This is a genomic window from Amycolatopsis methanolica 239 (genome assembly GCF_000739085.1).
Lineage (GTDB): Bacteria > Actinomycetota > Actinomycetes > Mycobacteriales > Pseudonocardiaceae > Amycolatopsis_E > Amycolatopsis_E methanolica.
Map to the genome: position 1 here is coordinate 542,869 of NZ_CP009110.1, position 18,723 is coordinate 561,591.

The window sequence follows — 18,723 nt, forward strand, 5'->3', positions numbered from 1 at the left end:
GCCGCGGGCGGAGCGGGTCTTCCACGCCGACTCGCTGGTCGCGCTCGGGATGCTGGAGCGGGAGCCGGACGACCTGGCGGTGGCGTTGAGCGTGCTCGACCTGGTCCGGCATTTCGGACAGCCGCCGGAAATTCTGGACTGGCTGGCCGCAACGGTTCCGCTCGACCTGCGGCGAAGCGTGCCCCGGGACCGGCGGGAGTCCCTCGCGGCGGCGATCGACGCCACCGGTCGTCCGTCACTGGACACGGCGCGGCCGGGTGGCGCTGAGCCTGGCGCACATGCACTGCAATCGCGTGTTCGGGATCGACCGGGCGCGGGAGCAGGAGGTGTACGCGCTGGTGCACGGGGCGTTGACGCTGCGGATGGACCGCGGGAGGCACGGCCGATGAGCACCGCGACGAGGGGACGACCTTCCGAGGAGGACCGGTGAGCACTGCAGTCGTCACGAGGCGGGCGAGGGCCCAGGAGATCGCGCTGGAGGTGGGCGATCGCCTGCGCTCAGTGGGCGATCGCGGCCCTGGCCTGTTCGACGGCCACCCGGGGCTCGCGGTTCTGCACGCGGCACTGTCCGCGTGGGACCCCGTGCGGGCCGCGGTCGCTCATGCTCACCTGGCGGCGTCGGGCGAGGCCGCGCCGGAGGCGGTCGTGTCCGCGGTCCTGGTGCACCGAGCCGTGCACGGCGGTGGGTACGACGGGCTGTCGCGCAAGGCCGGCGCGGCGCTCGCGGAGGTGTGCGAGTCCTGGCCGGAGCGCGACCGGCTCGCGGCCGCGGACTACGACGTGATCAGCGGGCTCGCCGGCAAGGGGCGGTTGTTGCTCGCGCTGGGCGGTGACCGGTGCCTGACCGCGCTGGAGGGGGTGCTGGAGCGCCTGGTCGCATTGACGCGGCCGGTGTTCGTGGACGATCACGAGGTGCCCGGGTGGTGGTGCGCGCCGGTGCGGTACGCGGTGGACGCGGACCGCGAGCGCTACCCGCGGGGCGACTTCGACGCCGTTCTGGCGCACGGCATCAGTGGTCCACTCGCGCTGTTGTCGCTGGCCCACCGGCACGGTCTCCGGGTGGCCGGGATGGCCGACGCGATGCGGGTGGTAGTCGACTGGTCGTTGCGGTGGTCGTGGACGGACGAGTCGGGGGTGGGCTGGCCGTCGCGCGTGGGATTCGACGCGCAGGTGCGGGGCTCGGCGGTGCCGGCGTTGCGGTCGGCGTGGTGTTACGGCGCGGCCGGGGTGGCGCATGCGCTGCACCTGGCGGCCACCGAGCTGGGCGACGCGGGGGCGGCGGGGCTGGCGGTGGCCGCGATGCGCAGGCCGGGCCCGGCGGACGGCCCGACTGTGTGCCACGGGGATGCCGGGTTGCTGCAGGTCAGCACACGGATGGGGGTCCCGGCCGAACGGTCGCCGACCGGGTCCTGGCCGCGTTCGACCCGTCGGCGCCGTTCGGTTTCCGGCACCGCCTGCGCACCGGTAGGTGGGCGGACGCGCCCGGGTTGTTGCAGGGCACCGCCGGGGTGGCGCTGGCGCTGGCGAGCTACGCGGGCAATCCGGCCCCGTGGGATGTCGCGCTGTTGCTGGCCTGAGGGGTCAGCGGTAGTTGGTGAACTGCAGCGCGATGCCGAAGTCCTTGTCCTTCAGCATGGCGATGACGTCCTGCAGGTGGTCCTTCTTCTTGCCGGAGACGCGGAGCTGGTCGCCCTGGATCTGGGCCTGGACGCCCTTGGGGCCCTCGTCGCGGATCACCTTGGCGATCTGCTTGGCCTTGTCGGAGGCGATGCCCTGGAGGATCTTGCCGTTCACCTTGTAGGTCTTGCCGGACACCGCGGGCTCGTCGGCCTCGAACGCCTTCAGCGAGATGCCCCGCTTGATCAGCTTCTCCTTGAACACCTCGACCGCGGCCTTCACGCGCTCCTCGGTGTCGGCCTCGATCGTCACGGCTTCCTCGCCGGCCCAGGAGACCTTGGCGTTGACGCCGCGGAAGTCGAAGCGGGTGGAAAGCTCCTTGGCCGCCTGGTTCAGGGCGTTGTCGACCTCCTGCCGGTCGACCTTGCTCACCACGTCGAATGACGGATCCGCCACGTGTCCTACCTCGTCGTTTCGCTTGTCGGCTGACCACACCATAGCGCCGCCCCCACCCCCGTCGGAGGCCCGCCGGAGGGTTGGTAAGCTAGTCCCCGACCGGGACGCCCGGTCATGGCGGGTTGCCCGAGCGGCCAAAGGGATCTGACTGTAAATCAGACGGCACTGCCTTCAGAGGTTCGAATCCTCTACCCGCCACACAGGGCAAACACCCCCGTGACCTGCAAGAACAGGACGCGGGGGTGTTTTCGTATGTCCGGCCGCGTCCGGCTCGGTCCGGCACCGACCGGCATCCCGCCCCAAATACGCCCCAGAGCCCTACCAGCCACGCATGGCACGCTCAGCGCGGTCACGAGCGGCTTTCTCGCCGCCGTCCAGGCACTTCGCGTAGACCTTCAGCAGGACCGAGAGGCTGTGGCCTGCCCACTTCGCCACCCGGGTCGGCTCCACGCCGCCGCTCAGCCAGGTTGAGACGCAAGCGTGACGCAGGTCGTACGGTCGCTTGGCGAGCGGGCCGGCCTGCACCTCCTCGGTGAAGACCAGCTCGCGCGCGGCAGCCCACACGCGCCCGTAGACGCTGCTCGACACCCGGCCGCCGTCCCGCGCACCGCGGAAGAGGCGACCGTCCGGCGCGGTGCCGAAGCGAGTGAGGTGGTTGTGCAGGATCTCCGTCAACGCCGGCGCGCAGGGAACCGTCCGGCCGGTGTTCTCCTCGCGGTGCTTCAGGGGACCCGTTTCGCTCGCCTCGCCCGAGTTGGTCCACTCCTTCCCGATCTCGGGACGCGCGCCACTCAGGTTGAGATCGCCCCAGCCTTCTTCGGGAATCGCGAGGTCGGTCTTGTTCAGGTTCGCGGCCTCCTCGGGGCGCAAGCCGGCGTAGTACATCGTGGCGAAGAAGGCGACGAGTGGTGGCCCAGGTTTCCCCACGTTGCCGACTGCTTCCAACAACATCCGCGCTTGCATCGGGTTCACGACGGACGCAGGGTCGACCTCCTTGAGCGCGTAGTTGCGCCTCTTGGTCTTTAGCTCGGCGAGTGGGTTGCCCGCGAGCAGCTTCTTCTCAATGGCATAGTCGATGGAGTTGGTGAGCGCGGCCTTGCGGATGCGAACGGTGTTCGCTGATCCTCGATTTCCGTCCAGGTTGGTTTCGAGTTCGGCAAGTACCGACCGAAGAACGTCGGGCTTCTCCAGGTCGTTCACGTTGCGACTGTGCCGGGCGATCGTGCTCAGCTCGCCGGCCATCCGGCCGGACAGGGCGGCCTCGCGCCTCGTCGGATTGAACGCAGCCATCAGGGCTTGCCGCAACTCCCGTCCCTCGGGGCTGCCTGCAGCGGGCAACGAACCGCGATTGTCGGTCATGGCCAGAGTGATCCGTGCGAGCGATTCCGCAGTGGACTTCCGATATCGAGGCGAGGAGTTCGGCCACTTCATGTCGATGTACTCGCACGCGAACTCGAACCACGGCATCGTCGCGAGCTTTCGCATCATCGAGACCGGTAAGCCAGTGTCGGTGTCGAATGCTTCGCCCTTACGCGACGCGGTGACGAGATCCGAGCGGAAGCTGTCGGCGAGACCGACTGTCGCAAAGGACTCGCCGAACCTCTGCTTCGCAACGAGCCACCGCACGCGGTAGGTGGTCTTCCGCTTGCCCTTGATCTTCTCTACTGCCCAGATACGGACGTCGTGGCTGGTCTGCATCAGGCGGCCACCTCTCGGGATTCTAGCCACGCTTCGAGGTCCGAGCGTCGAATGCGGATTTCGCCGTTCGGCAGCTTGATATGCCGTGGTGCGCGGCCCTTTGCACACCAGTCGTAGAAGGTCGACTTGGCGACCTGGAGCTCTTCGCAGAACGCTTTCAGCGTGAGGAATCGGGACGTGGTGCCCATGACGAGGTGTCCTCCGAGGAGAGGTGACGGTCGGCGACGGCTGGCATGAGGCATGGCGGATTCCTTCTGGTGTTGCGGCTATGTCGCGTAACTGGCGTAACCGGCGTAACCGGCCTGGTCAGCGGGTTACGGATGGTTGGGCGGTTACGGATGCATCCGTAACCGGGGCTCGTGCCGTAACCGGCTGACCTGCGGGGTTACGTGAGTTACGTCGGTTACGCGGTAGAGCCGGGGTCGGCGGGTAGGTACCGCTTCCAGGCGTCGGCGAGGCCGGTTTCGCCAGTGGCGAGGTAGCCGCGGGTGGGCTTGCCCTCGGCCTTGTAGACGGTGGGCTTGACGCCGTAGCGGTCCAGCTCTTTGGCCAGTCGGCGGGCGTCCAGCGGTTTGCCGTAGAGGTCGCCCCACGGTGCCTCTTCGTTGGCGTAGAGGGCTTCCAGGATCGCGGCGGTGGACAGCCGGTCGGCCTGGCGCTGGGTGAAGACCTCGCGGAGATCGGCCAGGAGCCGGATGCCGAGGCTGCCCTTGTGCGGGTCGTTGTTGGCCACGAAGTGCGCGCAGGCGGCCCGGGCGGTGTCGGGCCAGTGGCCGCCGGCGGCGTCGGCGAGGGCGATCAGCGGTTCCCAGATCTCGGCGGATCGGTCGGTGACGCCTTCGGGCATGTCGGGCTCGGCGTCGTCGAGCCTGTCGGCGACGCTGGCGACCCACGCGGCGAGCTTCTCCCGCAGCGGTTCGGCCTCGGTCTCGATGCGGCGGGTCTTGAAGGGCTCTACCCGCTCGTTCGGGGCGCGGCGGCGCATGTGGATGGTGATGGCGCGGGTGGTGATGGTGTCGGGCATGTGCCCGGCGATCCCGGCCAGCGCTACGGGGGCGTAGACCTTGAAGCGCTGCACGTTCATGGCCTTGGCGTCACCGACGCACCGGGCGATGGTGGCGGAGCGCTTGTAGCCGGCGTTGAGCATGGCGCGCAGGTCTTCGTAGTTGCCGCCGTTCTTCGGGTTGAAGATCGCGTCCACCTCGTCGAACAGGATGGTGATGGGGGCGGCGTTGACCATCCGGAACAGGGCGGCGGTGCTGGCGGAAATGGTCATTTCCGGGGCGTGCACGAGGTACTGGGCGACCTCCAGCACGCGGGTCTTGCCGGACCCGGGTTCGGCGCTGGACAGGATCAGCCGCGGGGTGACGTAGAAGTGCTCGGCGGCGTGGGTGTGGGCGTACCAGAGCGCGAGGGTGGGCACGCAGTGCTCGTCGGGGAAGGCGTTGAAGCGGGACACGAAGGCTCCGATCTCATCGAGGACGGCGGCACCATCGGCGGGTGTGGGGCCGGGTGCGCGGGCGGCGGGCACGACCCGCAGCGGGCGGGCGGGATGGCTCATCCGGGCTTCCTTCTCGGCTCAGCTAGGGGATGTCAGGCGGCGTCCTGGTCGGCCCGCAGCCGGGCGCGGACGCGGACGACGGTGCGCGGGGTGATGCGCAGGGTGCAGGCGATCTCGCGGGCGGTCTTGCCGGCGCGGGTCAGCCGGGCGACCTCCCGGTCGCGCGGGGTCTGCGGGCGGCGGTGGCGGCGCGGGCGTTCCTGCTCGGTCTGACCGCCCCAGATGCCGAACTCCTCGTCGTGCGTGCTGGCCCACTCCGCGCAGGCCGCGCGGACCGGGCAGACGGCACAGACCCGCTTGGCCGCAGCGGTCAGCTCGGCGGCACCGGGGCCGGGTTCGGGGAAGAACGCGTCCGGGTCGGTACCGCGGCAGGCGGCGTGCTCGTGCCAGGCCAGGTCCTCGGGCGTGAGGCCGAAGTCCGCCCACGTGGCCGGCGTTGTTCGGGGACGGCCTGGGGTGAGCGTTCCCCGCAGACTTGGGTTATGGCGCCGAATCACGATGCTGCCCCTTCGGTGGGAACATGGTGCCCGTGGAGAAGCCTCCGTTCGTCAACGTGCACAGACCGGCTGGCCTCGGCCCCTACGCGTGCCCGTGCTGCGGCTACCTGACTCTGCGAGAGCGCGGTGGCTTCGAGATCTGCGAGGTGTGCTTCTGGGAGGACGACGGGCAAGATGCGCACGACGCCGATGAGGTGCGGGGTGGGCCGAACGGTTGGCTGAGCCTGACGCAAGCCCGACGCAATTTCGAGAGCTTCGGTGCTGTCGAGGAGAAGGCGCTTGAGCATGTCCGTCCGCCGCGCGGTGACGAACATCCTCTGAGGTAGTACGGCTTGCCGGTCGGTACTGAGGTGGACCTGGGTCATCAGGCGGCCACCTCCAGACTCGGCCGGCCGGTCAAGGCGGCCTGGTACCGGTTCCACAGTTCGTCGATCGCGGCGGTGTCGTCCGCCAGCTCACGCAGCACCGCCGTGGGCGAGCCCGCCACGGCCTGCTCGATGCGGCGGGCGTGCCCGAGCAGTGCGCGGCGCCACGCGGCCTCCAGCAGCACGGCCTTGAGATGGTCGGCCAGCTCGGGCATCGGCGCGTCGCGGAAGGTGTCGACCAGCCAGCCGGACAGCCACTCGCGGCGCTTCTCGCCCGGAGCCTGCCCGGTGGCGAGGGCGTGGGTGTAGAGGGTGACCGGGGCCGGGGTCTGGTCCGCGGCCACGACCTCGATGGCGAGCTGGAGGACGTGGGCGGCCATGCCGCCCGCGAAGTCGGCGGCGCGCATCCCGGCCAGCAGCCGCCGGGCCCGGCGGGCGGGGAGCTGCATCAGGCAGCCGAGGAACTGGCGCTCCGGGTTGGTCAGGGCATCGGTGGCGGTAGCCATGGGGAACCTCTCGGGTGAGCTGCAGATGGTGGGCTGTCGAGTCGCCCGGAGGGAGTCGACGGGCGACCCGACAGCAGATCAGGACTGACTGGTGGGGTGGGGGTTGACCGCGGTGGTGTGGTCGTGGCCGGTGACCTCGCGGTCGTGGGCCGCACCTTCCGGGCAGGTGGCCATGTGCCCGGCCCAGGAGCCGTCTGGCAGGACGCGGTCAACGAAGCAGCGGCGGCCGCAGTAGCGGCAGTAGGCGCCGGCCATCACCGGCCACCTCCGTTCGGGCAGTGGGTCAGGATGGCGGCCAGGGCGTCGTGTTCGGGTTGGTCGATTGAGAGGCGGTAGCGGGTCTTGGTCTCGATCCAGCGGGCGGCGTAGCCGCAGCGGTCCCGCTCGGGGAGCCAGTGCGCGGGGTCCTGGTCCCCTTTGGACCGGTTCGCGCGGGCGGTGGCCACGACCAGGACGTCGGGGTCGTTGGCGTAGCGCTCCCGCTCGGCGCGGGACCACTGCCGCGGGCCGACGCGGTGGCCGTTCTCGATGCGGCCGGAGCGGGCGACCTCGGCCAGCGGCACGAGGTGGTCAATGTCCAGCTTGGACGCATCCGTCACGGTCACCCCGTCGTAGGCGCTGACCCACGTTCCGGCGATCGGGCGGCACTGGTCGTCGGCGCGGACGCCCTGGCCCTGATCGAGCAGGGCCTGTTCGCGGGCGTTGCAGGTGCCGTGCACGGTCTTCCAGTGCGGCCAGTCGTCGCGGTCGTAGTGGAACCCGGTGTCCTCGGGGGCGATCGGCAGCGCGGCGAGCGCGGCGGCGACCTCAGCAGGGGCGGCGGCGGTGTCGGTGACGGGCAGGCAACCGGCGGTCAGGGCGAGGGTGGCGAGCGCGGCAGCGGTGATGGCGGCGGTCTTCATGACTTCCTCTCGATGACTACTCAACGTGTCGACAGATGGGCGTGAGAGGCCAGGGCGACAGCCGGACGGGGGTGTCGCCGAGGCGGGTTTCCCGGGGTTCCGGCGATGTTTGCGCTGGTGGACGCTAGGAGCTAGCTCGCAGCTCAGGAAGGGTGTGGGGCGCTAGCGGGGATGCTAGATCTAGCATCGGGTGACGCTAGCGAGCCGGAACCCGCTAGCACCCCACGCCGATTACTCTCCGTTGCTCTTGGTGCGGTGGCGGTCGGCCGCGGCGAGCACGGCGGCGCGTTCGACACCGCGCCGGTTGGCGGTCTTGCCGTCCTCGGTGCGGCCGTAGACCTGGAGGGTGTCCACGCCGAAGGGCTTGAGCGCGGAGGCGAGCTGGTTGGCCTTCGCCCGCCCGTCCAGCTCGGCCCACGACCCGTAGACCTCCGGGCGCAGCTCGGCGAGCCGGTCGACCAGGGTTTCCGACCACACCTTCTGCTCCCCGGCGCGGATCACCGACGCGGTGTCGGCGATGACCGAATAGGACGGACGCGCGGCCTCGTCGGCGACGACTTCGCCGGCGGCGTGTCCAGTGATGGTGCCGTGCCCTTCGCGCAGGGCGCGGGCGCGGTCCACGATCTTCTCGGCGGCCGGGCCGTCGATGTAGTAGCCGCGCACGATCTGCGGGTCGTCGCTGGCGCCGACCAGGTAGCCGATGCCCTTGTCCTTCGCCCCGAACGTGGTGGCCCGGATGCCGTTCTTGTACGACGAGGTGCCCAGCACCATGTCGTTCTCCAACTGGCCCATGACCCGCAGGCAGAACCGCAGCCCGGCGTTCGCCGAGACACCCGGCGGCAGGGACTGGGCGTCGGGGCGCTGGGTGGCCAGCACGAGGATGATGCCCATTGCCGGGCCGCGCTTGATGATGCCCTCGGCCAGCTTGCGGGCCTCCTCCTTGTAGTCGTCGTGGGAGAACAGTTCCTGGCACTCGTCGATCGCGGCGAAGATCGGGTGCAGCCCGAGCTTGCGGTTGCGCGAGAGCTGCGGGGTGACCTTGTTCTCCGGGCACAGCGCCCGGTTTTCCTTGGCGATGCGGGTGATGGTCTTCGAACGGCGCTCCAGCTCCTTGTACAGCCGGCGCAGGCTGTTCATGGCGCCTTCCAGCGTCTCGTCGTCGGCGCCGGAGCCGTACTCGTGCGCGACCTTCTCGAACATCCCCAGGTCACCGGTGCCCTTGAGCTCCCACAACACCAGCTCCACCCACGGGTCCAGCGCCGCGGCCAGCACCAGCACCCGCAGGGAGAACGTCTTGCCCATGCGCGGCATCGCGCCGATGACCATGTTCGCGAACATCAGGTCCACCCCGACCGGACGGCCGCGCTGGTCGGTGCCGAACGGGACGGACTTGAACAGGTCCGCCTCACCGGACTTCGCCAGCGGCCAGGTCGCGGGCTTGGCCTTGGACATGTCCTGGTCCCCGACCCAGATCACCAGCCGCCCGGCGTGCTCCTCGGACACCGGCTCGGGCCACACGCAGCCCAGCGGGCGGCGCAGCCCGGACGCCAGCTTGTCGCGGCGCTCCATCACGTCGGTCACGGTGACGCCGTGCGGCAGGTCGACCTCGGCGCGCCAGCCCGGCCCGTCTCGGGTGATCGGCGCGGGGAACGTGATGCCCTGCCCCTTCGCTACGGCCTGGTTGATCCCGGAGATGCCCAGCGCGGCCAGGGCGCGGACCACCACGTCGCTGGTCAGCTTCGGCGCCTTCGACGTCACGACGGCGCGCCCGAGGACGGGCTTGTCCGCCGGTGTGCCGACCTTGCCCAGCAGCGCGACCCCGGCGGCGGCCAGCAGCCACGCCAAACCGGTGCTGTAGCTGGCCAGCACGTACACCCCGGCGGCGGCCACGAGCAGGGTCAGGAAGGCCAGCAGGCCGCGCTTGCGGATACGCTCGGCGCGGACCTCGGCGAGCTTGAAGTACTTGTCGTACTCGTTCGCCGTCACCGCCGCCGCGCGCAGCGGCTTGCCCTCCGCGTCGTAGACCCACCGGTGCGTGGCCACAACCACCCGCCACAGCCCGCGGGGCGAGCGCAGCAGCAGGATTCCGGCATAGGCCGGGGTCCGCACCGCGTGGTAGGCGACCGTGTGACCGGTGTAGAAGGCGACCCACTTCACCCGGTCCCGCAGCTCGGCCTTGGACCGCGCCCACGCGGGCAGCAGCGGCCGGATCTTCGCGTCCCGGGTGGTCTCCCACCACGACGCCTTGGCCGGCGTCGGCGGGTCCACGAGCACCGGGTGCCGGACCTGCTCGGCGTCCTCCTCGTCCACGATCTCGGCGTCGATCACGTCCGAACGGGACAGGTCGCGGCGTTCCTGAACGGGGATCTCGTCGGCGTTGCTGGCGCTGTCCGGGCGGGGCGTGAACGGCAGCACCTTGCCGTTCACGGTCTCGTGCTGGTCGGTGTTCACGGGCTCCTGCTCGGGGGTGTTCATGGGGTCCTCACGGTTGGAGTCGTCGCCGGGGCGCGGGTTGGTGGGGATGAACATCAGGCGGCCTCCTCGCGGCGCTGGGCAGCGGACGGGAACGGGGCGGGCTCGGCGGTCGCGGTCACCTCGGCGCGCAGGTCGTCGGCGACGTTCTTGCTGGTCCCCCGGGAGATGTCCGGGCAGACCGTCCGGACCCACGCCGGGGTGATCTCAATGCCCGGCGCCCACGCCGCGCGGACCTCGGCGAGATAGTCGCCCCGCAGCTTGCGGGCTGGCTTGGCCGCGACTTTCGCCTTCCGGGGCGTCCGCTTGACCGGCGCGGGAGCGGGCTGCTGAACGGGCTCCGGGGTGGCGTCCTGAACGGCCTCCTGCGGCTGCCCGGTGAACGCCGGGGCAGCGGCACGGGTGACCGCCTCGGTGAGCCGGTCGCGCAGCACCGGCGCGGTCTCCGCGGCCAGAAACACCAGCACCGGCGGCACCGAGTGCAGCACGACCCCGGCCACGTGCAACTCGGTCCAGGACTGCCACGTGTTCATCACGTAGGTGGCCAGGAACGCGAACCACTTCGTGCGGTGCGGCCACTTCCCGGTTTCGACCTGGTATCGGGCGGTGATCTGCTCGGCGCGCAGCACCGCCACCAGCACCAGCGACACCATCGGGTCCAGCAGCCACGCGGCCAGCCACGGCAGCGACCACATGGCGGCGCCGGCGGCGGCGAAGGTCTGGACGTTGACCATCGTGAACGCCAGTCCGAGGAAGATGCCGACCCACACCAGCGTGTCCACGAAGCCGCGGACCTTCTCCACCCGCAGCGCGATCACGTCCGGGTGGTTGGACAGCGCCCGCACCTCGGCCGCGGTCTCCGCGTCCTGGCGCAGCTTGTCCGCAGTGGACAGAGGCACGAGCTGGGCGTCTTGCGTCGCGGTCATCGCTGCCCCCTCGTGGTAGTCACGATCTCGGTCACCGCGAGCAGCCGCGCCACGGCCGCGCCGGCGAACAGTGACGGCACGATGAGCACGATCAGCAGCGCGGTCGTGTTGGGCCACCAGGTGATGACGGCCCACTGGATGCCGACGATCACCGCGGCCGTGAGCAGCGTCCGCACGGCGTTGCCGGTCATCCGCGTCACCTCGCGGACGCCCTTGCGGGCCTTGAGCGCGGACTTCCGGCCGGACCGCCAGGTCGCGAACAACCCGATCAGCGCGAGTCCGCCGAGGACGTAGAGCACGGTGTGGTTCATCAGGCCACCTCCTTCGCGGTGTCGAGCTCGGCGAACAGGTCGATCTGGTCGGCGGGCTGCCACGCCCCGTCGCGCCACACGGCATCGAGCGCGATGCCTTCCTCAGCACGCAGGACGGGTTCGGTCTTGGACAGCCAAGCGGCGCGCTGGACGGCGGTCAGGTCGCGCCACCGGCGCCCGGTCGTGGTCTCGTAGCGGCGGATGGCGAGGGTCTTGAGCTGGGCGGGTGTGGCGACGGTCCTCATGCGGCCTCACCACCCAGCGCCGCGAACTCGCGGTCCCAGTCAATCCGGTCGGACTCGGTGCCGATCGGTACCAGGGCCTCGGTCTTGGCCAGCGCGTCGACCAGGCTGGCGCGCTTGAACGCGAAATCGGCCACCCCGGTCGGCGAGGACAGGCTGATCCACACCCGCCACGGCACGTCCAGGCACGGGGCGACCAGCACGTCCCCCATTCCCGCGTTGTCGGCGCTGCCGGGCGGGATCGCCAGACCTTCGGCGAGCAGGTCCCGGGCGATGTGCCAGCGCACCCACTGCTCGGCGCCGACCGCGAAGTCCAGCACCACCGCGAACGGGTCATCCGTGCGGTAGCGGAACTTCACCTTCACCGGCACCAGCTCGATCACCTCGCCGGAGCAGTCCTCCAGCTCGGCCCACATCGGCAGGTTCAGGCTCGTGGGCAGCATCAGCGCTCACCCCGCTCGATCTCCGGGGCGAGGGCGGCGAAGCGGCACACCGCTTCGCACACGTCGCCGTAGAGGTCCAGGGCCGCCGCGTAGGTGGCGTCCTGCACCACGTCCTCGGCCTCCATGCTGCCCACGCGCTGCTCGGCGCCCTGCCGGATCAGATTGGCCCAGGTCTCCAGGTGCTCGCGACCGGCTCGCAGCTTGGCCAACACGCGCTCGCGCTCCTGCGCAGCTTGGTCGCGCTCGTTGGTGCCTACCATTGGGTTCCTTCCCGAGTGGTCTTGCGACTGGTTGGGGAGTCCCGGCGCGGCGTGCTTGTTCTTGGCGGAGTGGGCCGCCGTGCCGGGGTCCGTGATCACAAAGCGGGTCATGTTTCTTGCCACCGTTCTCAGGCGAGGACGGACAGGACCAGCGCGACGGCGAGCGCGCCGGCGCCGAGGATGAGCAGGTTCACCGCGTGCTTGACGCGGGTGTGCTTGTCCACCGCGAGCTGACCCAGCAGGCAGACGTCCTGCGCGGCGGCCTCGGCGGCGTAGCTACCGGCCTCCAGCAGCACACTGGGACCGTGCAACGTGGCGTCCAGCCACGAGCCCGGTGTGGGGAACTGCGAGAGCTTCGGCCGGATCGTGGCCAGCAGCACCAGCACCGCACCGAAGATCGGCAGGGCCGACAGCCACAGCGCGGCGAGCGCCGGAACCGGCATCCCGGTCTTGGCCAGCGCCACCACCCCGGCCAGGGCCACCCCGACCACCGACAACAACGTCGTGGCCTTGGTGTCCGCCCGGCGCAACTCGTCCCGAACCTGCTCGTGCGCCCGCAGCACCACCGGCGGCGCGTCCATCCCGAAGGCGTCCATCAGGCGGCCTCCCCCTCGATCAGGTCGGCCACGTCCAGCCGGGCCGGCAGCGACCGCAGCACAGTCGCCTCAGTGCGGCGCAGCTCCCGCCCCGCGCGCCGAGGGTCGGTGAACCGCGGCACCCGAGCCAGCGCCGCAAGCGCGGCGGCCTCTAACTCGGCGTCGATCTCGTCGAGCAGGTCCAGCGCGCCGGCCAACTCGTCGGCATCCGCCGCGCACGCAGCCTGCGCCTGCACCGCGAACACCTCGTCGTAGTCGATGTCCAGACCGTCGAACCTGGCCTCGGCCTGCCGACGGCTGATGTGTGCGGACCTCATCGGGTCTCCCTTCGGAGTTAATGCCTTAACGTGCCTTAGTGCACTACATGGTGCGCGGGCTCGTCAAGGTCGCACATGTGGTGCTTTAGGGTGATGTTGGTTCCGAGGTACCCTCGGTCAGTGCCTATCGATCAGCACGGCGCTCAGCCGCTAAGCACTCAGATCAGGGACGATCTCGCCCGACGCATCCGCGCGGGGGAGTTCAACGTGGGGGAGAAGATTCCGTCGCTTCGGGCGCTCGCCGCGGACTACGGCGTCGCCGAGCTGACGGTGCACGGCGCGATCCGGGAGCTTCAGCACGCGGGCGTTCTGGAGTCCTCCACGGGCCGCGGCACCTTCGTCCGTGCTCTGCCGGACGAGGTTGCCTCGAACGCCGATGCCCTGGAAGCCCTCCGAGCCGAGGTCGCGGACCTCCGGGAGCGAGTCGAGGCCCTGGAGAAGGAGCGCCAGTCGCGCTGACCCGGTGTTCGTGTTCGCTGTCATGACCTAAGAACACCGCAGGAATGGCCGCGCTGGTAGGCGATCCGCAGTCGCGTCCGCGCTATTCCGGAAAGGACTATTCCGGGGCGGCATACGCGCTGGTCAGAGCCTTCCAGCCGTCCGAAAGAATCTGCGACAAATCCGAGTTCGGGGCTTGCCAGCCCAGCTCCTCGCGGATGCGCCGGCTGTCCGCGAGCAGCACGCGCGGCTCGTTCGCGGGCGGGTTCCGCTTGATCCGAACCGGGCGACCGGTGATCTGCTCGGCGGCCGCGAGAACGTCGTTGATGGACGTCTCGCGGCCACTGCCGACGTTGTAGGCGCGCCACTCGCCGGGGGTGCACGCCTCGATGGCGAGGACGAAGGCGTGCGCCATGTCGGCGACGTGCACGAAGTCGCGGACGGCAGTGCCGTCGCCGTTGACGCCCAGCTCCTCGGCGAGTCCGGCCTGGACGGCGAGCACCTTGGGGATCAGACGGGTGAAGTCGCGGTCCGGGTGGCCGTCGACGGCGCCGGCAATGTTGAACGCGCGCAGGCTGATCGCTCCAAGCCGACCAGTCGCCGCGACGTTCGCGGCTGCGAGGTCAGCCGCGGCTTTGGTCGCTCCATACGGGTTCGTCGGCGCGATCGGCGCGTCTTCGCTGATGGGCTGAGTTTCAGGTGTCCCGTAGACGGCGGCTGTGGACGCAAGTACGAGCCTCGCCGGTTCGGGCCGCTTGCGTCCTAGGACTTCGAGCAGATTCAGAGTGCCGAGGACGTTGGTCCGCCAGTACCACAGCGGACCGGCAAAGGACTCCCGGACACGCGTGAGTGCAGCGAGGTGGCATACGCCGTCGACGCTTTGAACGACTGCGCGAAGACTCTCCAGATCGCGCACGTCGCCAATCGCGCTCTCGACCTGCTGACGCGGGAGCCGCCCTCCCTCGCGGATGAAAGCCACGGGCTCATGACCGCGGTCCAGCAGGGCGGCGATGACAGCTTGTCCGAGGAACCCAGCAGCGCCGGTGACCAGTACTCGCACGTGCTCAGCTTGCCAGGAGCGTGTTCCGGTGCTGCCAGGCCAGCTCGATGCAGGCCCGCGAGATCGGCGACAGCGGTTCGGACTTCAGCCGCTCGCGAGACTCCGAGTTGAAGGGGATGCCCACAGTCGGCCGTCCTGCCTCGGTGCTGACGGCCGCGCCTTCCTCGTTGACCTCAACCATGCCGGCGAAGAGCTGGTCGAACACCGGCGCCTCGATCACGGCGACGGTCAGCAGCTCCACCCACAGCGTCAACGGTTCGAGCACCACGGCGCAAGTGAAGACGCGGAAGTCGCCGGCCGCGCGAGCGGTGGCGAACGAGCGGAACGGCTCGTCGTGCTCGTAGTCGATGGGGTCAAGGGCGTTGCCGTCGTGCTCGGGGTTGCCGAGGAACTCTTCGGAGTACTCGCGCTGGATGTTGCGCCACAGGGAGAAGTCGTTGGCCTGGTGCGCGGGAGCGAGGGCCGCGGGCTGGAACACACCGGCCGGGATGACGTGGAACATGCCTCCGGCGACCGCGGTGGCCTTGGCGTCGCGCCGGTGCAGGAACATCCGGTGCCCGTCGATCGGATCGCGCCGGATGGTCAGGGTGTTGATGCTGGGCAGCATCGGGCGGGCGAGCAGGTCGAACGGGTCCTCGATGTGGCGCCGCAGCGGCAGGTGGGCGAGGCTGGGCCGCTTCCGGCCGGCGCGGAGCCAGGCGTCGGCGAACTCGTGCGCCGCGGCCTCGCAGACGTCCAGGACGTCGAAGTAGGTGGTGTAGCTGAACCCGAGGCGGCCCTTGTGGCCGGCCCAGTCGACCTCGGCGAGCCCGTAGCTGACGCGGTTGTCCAGCAGCTTCGGCCGGGCGAGGTCGCGCAGGGCGCGGGAGTAGAGCCGGAAGCGGTCGCCGTCCGCGGCGAGGGGCCGGACGCTCTCGGTCTGGTTGATTCCACCGGTGATGGCGGGCTTGGGCAGGGCCTCGGCGAGCCAGTACAGCTCGATGTCGGACAGCTCGACTGGCGCGGAGGGCAGCCAGCCCGGCTGGGTCAGGACAGTCGTGCCGGGGATGCAGTGGGCCTGCGGGTACAGCTCGGAGGCGAGGTCGCCGAGCCGGGCGCGGTTGGCGTTCAGCTCACGCCGCACGAGCTTCCAGTGCTCCTGGCTCTCGTGGGGCGCGCCGGCCTCGCTGACCTGCCCGGGCTTGGGGATGGCGTCCGCCGAGTGGTCCGGCAGGATGCCGAGCCGTTCCGGCGGGATGTGCAGCTTGGCCGCGATCGAGCGCAGCTCGGCGAGACCGGGCACCAGCTTGCCCTTCTCGACCTTCGACACCCAGGACTGCGTGGTGTTGAGCAGGTCAGCGGCTTCCTGCTGGGTGAGGTTGTGGTGCTGCCGGTACCAGCGGATGACCTCGCCGGCGTCGGAGCCATCTGGGGGAGCGGCGACTGCCTGGGCCACGTGTAACCAGCCTCCATTGTCTGTGGCGTCTTTCACCTGCTGCCTCCGTTCGTGCTCCGACTCCCTCAGTTTGGCAGCTCGCCCTTCGTCGGGCCGTTGAAGGTGGTGACTGCCGTCAAGCGCGCTTCTTTTTCACGATCGGGAAGAAGCTCGATTGCTCATTAATCTTCTCTCCAAGTTGCCAATCTCTAGGAAGGCTCTGCTGAATCGACTTGTTTTTAGCTTGGGCATACTCAAGGTTGACGTTATCTGGTAGTTGTACGCTGTCGTGAAATTCGGAAAATGAAAAGTCGATCGGACGCACGCTGACGCATCCTTCAAAGAGGCATTCGTCGTAGAACTTCACATCCACGAACTGGGCTACGTCTCCCTTTGGGAATCGTACCTTCTTGAAATTTGCGCGATCGTCGAAGATTGAATCATTGAAGTACGTGAAGTCAACGAATTTGGCGTCCTCGAAGTCTGCGTCTTCGAAATGCGCCTCGTAGAAACTGCAAAATCCGTGGAAAGTGCAATTTAGGAAGTGTGAAAGACCGTAGAACCTTGCGCCGCTGCAATCCATACTGTTTACGGTGCACCCGGTCAAGTCGAAGTCGACGAGGTACGCGCTACGCAGGTTCAGCGTAAGGCTTCCCCAGTACCGTACTTCATCGCGAGGATTCGAGTGGTCGCGGAGGATCTCCTGTGCGGCAAGCCGTGCTAACTTCTCTGCCGACTCTTCCTTTTCGTGATCATCAATCTCGCGAATGTTGCGGCGCTCTCCAAGCTTTAGAACCTTATTCGGATGAGGGATAAATGGAGTCCGCAGGAATGCGCAAATCACATTTACCACCATCTGTCGCAGGTCAGGATTTTCCTGCGCTGTGCGTTCAAGAGCGTATAGGCCGCCAAGGCGAATGTGCGGTAAAGGGCTGCCAAGTTGGTCCATTCCGCTCACGTAGTTGTCGGTAGCACGACGAAGCCGTGTGTCGTTCTCGCTGCTGTCAGCCAGTCGCTCTTGATGTGACATGTTGTCGGAGGCGATGCGCTCCTGAAGGATGAGTGAATCAATCTTGTTCTTGAGGTCGAGTTCGATAGTTCGTTGCCTGCGCGCCGCTAGTAGCAATGCAAAGAAGCCGCCGATGCCTACTGCTAGCGTTCCAGACGTCCTGATCGCATCTAGAATTCCTTTGGAGGATTCGTCGCCAGCTCCGGCGAATCGCAAGAGCAGGAGAGTGATGGCAGTCGTCAGTGCTATAAGGGCAACGGCGAATCCAATTATTACTGAATTAGAGATTGGCTTACGCTCGCGCCGGTTTCCGCTGTCTGAAACCGCAGTCTTCTCGTCAGGCATGACTTATGCAGGTTCCTTCCGAAGGAGCAGTGTAATTTCAAGAATTGACGGGAAAACCGACATAGCCATCGCCATCGCGATAGATGAGGTGGATACCGACACTGTCAATAAGGTCCACCAAATCATCGTTCGGTCTGTTGGGAAGTAAAATGGCCAGGCTTGGATTAGGGGGGTCGATATGTCGACGGTAATCCATCAACTGACCGATTGCTTCCCGTATCGCCTCTCGTGAGGTGCTGCCCTTCGCTTCGTGTAGCAGGTGTGACGTCCTATCATAGATATCTGTTAGCAGAGTGGACGTCGTACCCTTCGCTCTTATCTGAAAGCGACCGAACTCGTGAGCGTGGTGGGCCAGGAAGTCCTCGTAGTGCTCAGTCAGTTCGGCTTCGCGACGTTGAAGAGTGGTGGTGAGGCTTCCAGATCGCCTGCTTGACTTGGTCTTTGAGCGCTCGGTTGGGATCATGGCAATGCTAGTTGCGTCGGCTGGCACTAGCGTCGCGGTTGTGCTTTCAGCTGGAGGGATGACATCCTGCTCTTCGCGGACGATTTCACCTGCGGGGCGCATTCGAAACACGATGAGTTTCCGCCCAAAGTGCTCCGCCGCGGTCGCTACACGGACGGTGAACGGCTCCTCTTCATCCAGCGTCATCGGGCCGACATAGCGATGAGTCTTCGTATTGGTTCCTGGAACTGTCCCTACTGCCGTGAACAGGTGCAAGCTGCGTCCAGCGGCGCGGTGGACTAGCACAGACTTATTGTTGCCCGTAAGCTTCTGGTCCCCGGTGCTGCCAGCTGCCGTGTACTCGAAGACAGGGCCGAGGGCGTCTTCTTCAGCGAGCCAGCCGTCGTGATAGCCGTACTTTGCCCCGGACTTCTCATCGCTGTAGATCAGGATGCTCTTGGATGCGTTCGAGGGGATGATCCCGCCCTGTGTTGAGCCGCCCATGACCGCCCTGACCTGCTCTCGGGTGTAGATCTTCCCCGGTTCCAGTTGGTCCGCTGCCACAACGCCCCCTTATCGTGCTGCCCTTGCGTGTGTGAGTGTGGCATCCACCCCTGACGGTTCCGCCCCACTCACCGCAGGTCCCTCAGGCCTTGGGCGGATGCGCGCCCCCAATGCGCCCCAGATTTGGGGCCAGGTTCTGGTAAAACCCCAGGTCAGCAGCGGTTTGCTCGTCCCTCTGTAAATCAGACGGCACTGCCTTCAGAGGTTCGAATCCTCTACCCGCCACACAGGGCAAACACCCCCCCGTGACCTGCAAGAACAGGACGCGGGGGTGTTGTCGTA

The 18,723-nt window shown here is 68.1% G+C and carries 23 protein-coding genes, 1 tRNA gene and 1 pseudogene; 5 read left to right on the top strand and 20 right to left on the bottom strand.

From position 1 onward, the window contains the following. Window positions 1-110 precede the first annotated feature (110 nt). The gene (locus AMETH_RS41980; protein ID WP_323807000.1) at window positions 111-389 is read left to right on the top strand and encodes a lantibiotic dehydratase C-terminal domain-containing protein; all 279 of its coding nucleotides are present in this window, start codon (window positions 111-113) and stop codon (window positions 387-389) included. A gap of 271 nt (window positions 390-660) precedes the next feature. Continuing rightward, a pseudogene (locus AMETH_RS42350) lies at window positions 661-1,365 on the top strand (lanthionine synthetase LanC family protein); the annotation flags it as partial. Between the two features lie 216 nt (window positions 1,366-1,581). On the opposite strand, the gene AMETH_RS02765 reads toward AMETH_RS42350, so the two are convergent. Further along, window positions 1,582-2,073, bottom strand: coding sequence for a YajQ family cyclic di-GMP-binding protein (locus tag AMETH_RS02765; protein ID WP_017986513.1), 492 nt, complete (start codon window positions 2,071-2,073; stop codon window positions 1,582-1,584). Between the two features lie 116 nt (window positions 2,074-2,189). Between AMETH_RS02765 and AMETH_RS02770 the strand changes: the two genes are divergently transcribed. Then, window positions 2,190-2,271 (top strand) — tRNA-Tyr (locus AMETH_RS02770). A gap of 120 nt (window positions 2,272-2,391) precedes the next feature. Here the strand turns inward: AMETH_RS02770 and AMETH_RS02775 are convergent. The 4 genes from AMETH_RS02775 to AMETH_RS02785 all read right to left on the bottom strand — a co-directional run bounded on the left by AMETH_RS02775 (window position 2,392) and on the right by AMETH_RS02785 (window position 5,829). Beyond that, window positions 2,392-3,771 (bottom strand): tyrosine-type recombinase/integrase, encoded by a 1,380-nt coding sequence (locus tag AMETH_RS02775; protein WP_017986514.1) that lies wholly within the window; start codon window positions 3,769-3,771, stop codon window positions 2,392-2,394. Beyond that, window positions 3,771-3,959, bottom strand: a complete 189-nt coding sequence (locus AMETH_RS36325; RefSeq protein ID WP_081617651.1) for a helix-turn-helix transcriptional regulator — start codon at window positions 3,957-3,959, stop codon at window positions 3,771-3,773. The genes AMETH_RS02775 and AMETH_RS36325 overlap by 1 nt, the downstream gene beginning before the upstream one ends. 215 nt (window positions 3,960-4,174) lie before the next feature. Continuing rightward, window positions 4,175-5,332, bottom strand: a complete 1,158-nt coding sequence (locus tag AMETH_RS02780) for a DUF3631 domain-containing protein (protein ID WP_017986515.1) — start codon at window positions 5,330-5,332, stop codon at window positions 4,175-4,177. 32 nt (window positions 5,333-5,364) lie between these two features. Next, window positions 5,365-5,829 carry a WhiB family transcriptional regulator gene (locus tag AMETH_RS02785; protein WP_017986516.1) on the bottom strand — a complete coding sequence of 155 codons (465 nt, stop codon included), beginning with the start codon at window positions 5,827-5,829 and terminating at the stop codon, window positions 5,365-5,367. A gap of 32 nt (window positions 5,830-5,861) precedes the next feature. On the opposite strand from AMETH_RS02785, the gene AMETH_RS36330 reads away from it, so the two are divergent. Beyond that, window positions 5,862-6,155, top strand: coding sequence for a CPCC family cysteine-rich protein (locus tag AMETH_RS36330; RefSeq protein ID WP_223843042.1), 294 nt, complete (start codon window positions 5,862-5,864; stop codon window positions 6,153-6,155). Window positions 6,156-6,193: 38 nt separating this feature from the next. Here the strand turns inward: AMETH_RS36330 and AMETH_RS02795 are convergent, their stop codons facing one another. From AMETH_RS02795 to AMETH_RS02840, 11 genes are all read right to left on the bottom strand, one after another. Further along, on the bottom strand, window positions 6,194-6,700 hold the full coding sequence (locus tag AMETH_RS02795; RefSeq protein ID WP_017986518.1) for a hypothetical protein: 507 nt from the start codon (window positions 6,698-6,700) through the stop codon (window positions 6,194-6,196). A gap of 78 nt (window positions 6,701-6,778) precedes the next feature. Then, window positions 6,779-6,955: a hypothetical protein gene (locus tag AMETH_RS38540; RefSeq protein WP_017986519.1), complete on the bottom strand. Its 177-nt coding sequence runs from the start codon at window positions 6,953-6,955 to the stop codon at window positions 6,779-6,781. Then, window positions 6,955-7,602: an HNH endonuclease family protein gene (locus AMETH_RS02800; RefSeq protein ID WP_017986520.1), complete on the bottom strand. Its 648-nt coding sequence runs from the start codon at window positions 7,600-7,602 to the stop codon at window positions 6,955-6,957. The genes AMETH_RS38540 and AMETH_RS02800 overlap by 1 nt, the downstream gene beginning before the upstream one ends. 231 nt (window positions 7,603-7,833) lie before the next feature. Continuing rightward, window positions 7,834-10,131 carry an FtsK/SpoIIIE domain-containing protein gene (locus AMETH_RS02805; RefSeq protein ID WP_017986521.1) on the bottom strand — a complete coding sequence of 766 codons (2,298 nt, stop codon included), beginning with the start codon at window positions 10,129-10,131 and terminating at the stop codon, window positions 7,834-7,836. After that, window positions 10,131-11,000, bottom strand: a complete 870-nt coding sequence (locus AMETH_RS02810) for a hypothetical protein (RefSeq protein WP_017986522.1) — start codon at window positions 10,998-11,000, stop codon at window positions 10,131-10,133. The genes AMETH_RS02805 and AMETH_RS02810 overlap by 1 nt, the downstream gene beginning before the upstream one ends. Further along, on the bottom strand, window positions 10,997-11,311 hold the full coding sequence (locus tag AMETH_RS02815; protein WP_017986523.1) for a hypothetical protein: 315 nt from the start codon (window positions 11,309-11,311) through the stop codon (window positions 10,997-10,999). Before AMETH_RS02815 ends, AMETH_RS02810 begins: the two co-directional genes overlap by 4 nt. Next, window positions 11,311-11,556, bottom strand: coding sequence for a hypothetical protein (locus AMETH_RS02820; protein WP_017986524.1), 246 nt, complete (start codon window positions 11,554-11,556; stop codon window positions 11,311-11,313). Before AMETH_RS02820 ends, AMETH_RS02815 begins: the two co-directional genes overlap by 1 nt. Further along, window positions 11,553-11,996: an SsgA family sporulation/cell division regulator gene (locus AMETH_RS02825; RefSeq protein WP_017986525.1), complete on the bottom strand. Its 444-nt coding sequence runs from the start codon at window positions 11,994-11,996 to the stop codon at window positions 11,553-11,555. Before AMETH_RS02825 ends, AMETH_RS02820 begins: the two co-directional genes overlap by 4 nt. Beyond that, complete coding sequence (locus tag AMETH_RS02830; protein ID WP_017986526.1) at window positions 11,996-12,256, bottom strand: hypothetical protein; 261 nt, start codon at window positions 12,254-12,256, stop codon at window positions 11,996-11,998. Before AMETH_RS02830 ends, AMETH_RS02825 begins: the two co-directional genes overlap by 1 nt. 128 nt (window positions 12,257-12,384) lie before the next feature. Beyond that, window positions 12,385-12,852, bottom strand: coding sequence for a Pycsar system effector family protein (locus tag AMETH_RS02835; RefSeq protein WP_017986527.1), 468 nt, complete (start codon window positions 12,850-12,852; stop codon window positions 12,385-12,387). After that, a complete protein-coding gene (locus AMETH_RS02840; protein WP_017986528.1) occupies window positions 12,852-13,169 on the bottom strand; it encodes a hypothetical protein in 318 nt (105 codons plus the stop codon). The genes AMETH_RS02835 and AMETH_RS02840 overlap by 1 nt, the downstream gene beginning before the upstream one ends. A 120-nt stretch (window positions 13,170-13,289) precedes the next feature. On the opposite strand from AMETH_RS02840, the gene AMETH_RS02845 reads away from it, so the two are divergent. Further along, the gene (locus tag AMETH_RS02845) at window positions 13,290-13,628 is read left to right on the top strand and encodes a GntR family transcriptional regulator (RefSeq protein WP_017986529.1); all 339 of its coding nucleotides are present in this window, start codon (window positions 13,290-13,292) and stop codon (window positions 13,626-13,628) included. Between the two features lie 97 nt (window positions 13,629-13,725). Here AMETH_RS02845 and AMETH_RS02850 read toward each other — a convergent pair whose 3' ends face one another. The 4 genes from AMETH_RS02850 to AMETH_RS37685 form a co-directional block, all read right to left on the bottom strand. Further along, window positions 13,726-14,667 (bottom strand): NAD-dependent epimerase/dehydratase family protein, encoded by a 942-nt coding sequence (locus AMETH_RS02850; protein WP_026153747.1) that lies wholly within the window; start codon window positions 14,665-14,667, stop codon window positions 13,726-13,728. A gap of 4 nt (window positions 14,668-14,671) precedes the next feature. Then, window positions 14,672-16,102 carry a helix-turn-helix domain-containing protein gene (locus AMETH_RS02855; protein WP_017986531.1) on the bottom strand — a complete coding sequence of 477 codons (1,431 nt, stop codon included), beginning with the start codon at window positions 16,100-16,102 and terminating at the stop codon, window positions 14,672-14,674. A 115-nt stretch (window positions 16,103-16,217) separates the two neighbouring features. Next, on the bottom strand, window positions 16,218-17,435 hold the full coding sequence (locus AMETH_RS36335) for a pentapeptide repeat-containing protein (RefSeq protein WP_081617653.1): 1,218 nt from the start codon (window positions 17,433-17,435) through the stop codon (window positions 16,218-16,220). A gap of 37 nt (window positions 17,436-17,472) precedes the next feature. Continuing rightward, window positions 17,473-18,441, bottom strand: a complete 969-nt coding sequence (locus AMETH_RS37685) for an SRA domain-containing endonuclease (RefSeq protein ID WP_156131597.1) — start codon at window positions 18,439-18,441, stop codon at window positions 17,473-17,475. Window positions 18,442-18,723: the final 282 nt, after the last annotated feature.

Bases quoted from the DNA above. Each gene is read 5' to 3' on its own strand.
- AMETH_RS02810 (WP_017986522.1), bottom strand. From the start codon at position 11,000: ATGACCGCGACGCAAGACGCCCAGCTCGTGCCTCTGTCCACTGCGGAC.
- AMETH_RS02840 (WP_017986528.1), bottom strand. From the start codon at position 13,169: ATGAGGTCCGCACACATCAGCCGTCGGCAGGCCGAGGCCAGGTTCGAC.
- AMETH_RS02835 (WP_017986527.1), bottom strand. From the start codon at position 12,852: ATGGACGCCTTCGGGATGGACGCGCCGCCGGTGGTGCTGCGGGCGCAC.
- AMETH_RS02800 (WP_017986520.1), bottom strand. From the start codon at position 7,602: ATGAAGACCGCCGCCATCACCGCTGCCGCGCTCGCCACCCTCGCCCTG.
- AMETH_RS02805 (WP_017986521.1), bottom strand. From the start codon at position 10,131: ATGTTCATCCCCACCAACCCGCGCCCCGGCGACGACTCCAACCGTGAG.
- AMETH_RS02780 (WP_017986515.1), bottom strand. From the start codon at position 5,332: ATGAGCCATCCCGCCCGCCCGCTGCGGGTCGTGCCCGCCGCCCGCGCA.
- AMETH_RS02820 (WP_017986524.1), bottom strand. From the start codon at position 11,556: ATGAGGACCGTCGCCACACCCGCCCAGCTCAAGACCCTCGCCATCCGC.
- AMETH_RS02815 (WP_017986523.1), bottom strand. From the start codon at position 11,311: ATGAACCACACCGTGCTCTACGTCCTCGGCGGACTCGCGCTGATCGGG.
- AMETH_RS36335 (WP_081617653.1), bottom strand. From the start codon at position 17,435: ATGCCTGACGAGAAGACTGCGGTTTCAGACAGCGGAAACCGGCGCGAG.
- AMETH_RS02830 (WP_017986526.1), bottom strand. From the start codon at position 12,256: ATGGTAGGCACCAACGAGCGCGACCAAGCTGCGCAGGAGCGCGAGCGC.
- AMETH_RS02795 (WP_017986518.1), bottom strand. From the start codon at position 6,700: ATGGCTACCGCCACCGATGCCCTGACCAACCCGGAGCGCCAGTTCCTC.
- AMETH_RS02775 (WP_017986514.1), bottom strand. From the start codon at position 3,771: ATGCAGACCAGCCACGACGTCCGTATCTGGGCAGTAGAGAAGATCAAG.
- AMETH_RS36325 (WP_081617651.1), bottom strand. From the start codon at position 3,959: ATGGGCACCACGTCCCGATTCCTCACGCTGAAAGCGTTCTGCGAAGAG.
- AMETH_RS38540 (WP_017986519.1), bottom strand. From the start codon at position 6,955: ATGGCCGGCGCCTACTGCCGCTACTGCGGCCGCCGCTGCTTCGTTGAC.
- AMETH_RS02825 (WP_017986525.1), bottom strand. From the start codon at position 11,996: ATGCTGCCCACGAGCCTGAACCTGCCGATGTGGGCCGAGCTGGAGGAC.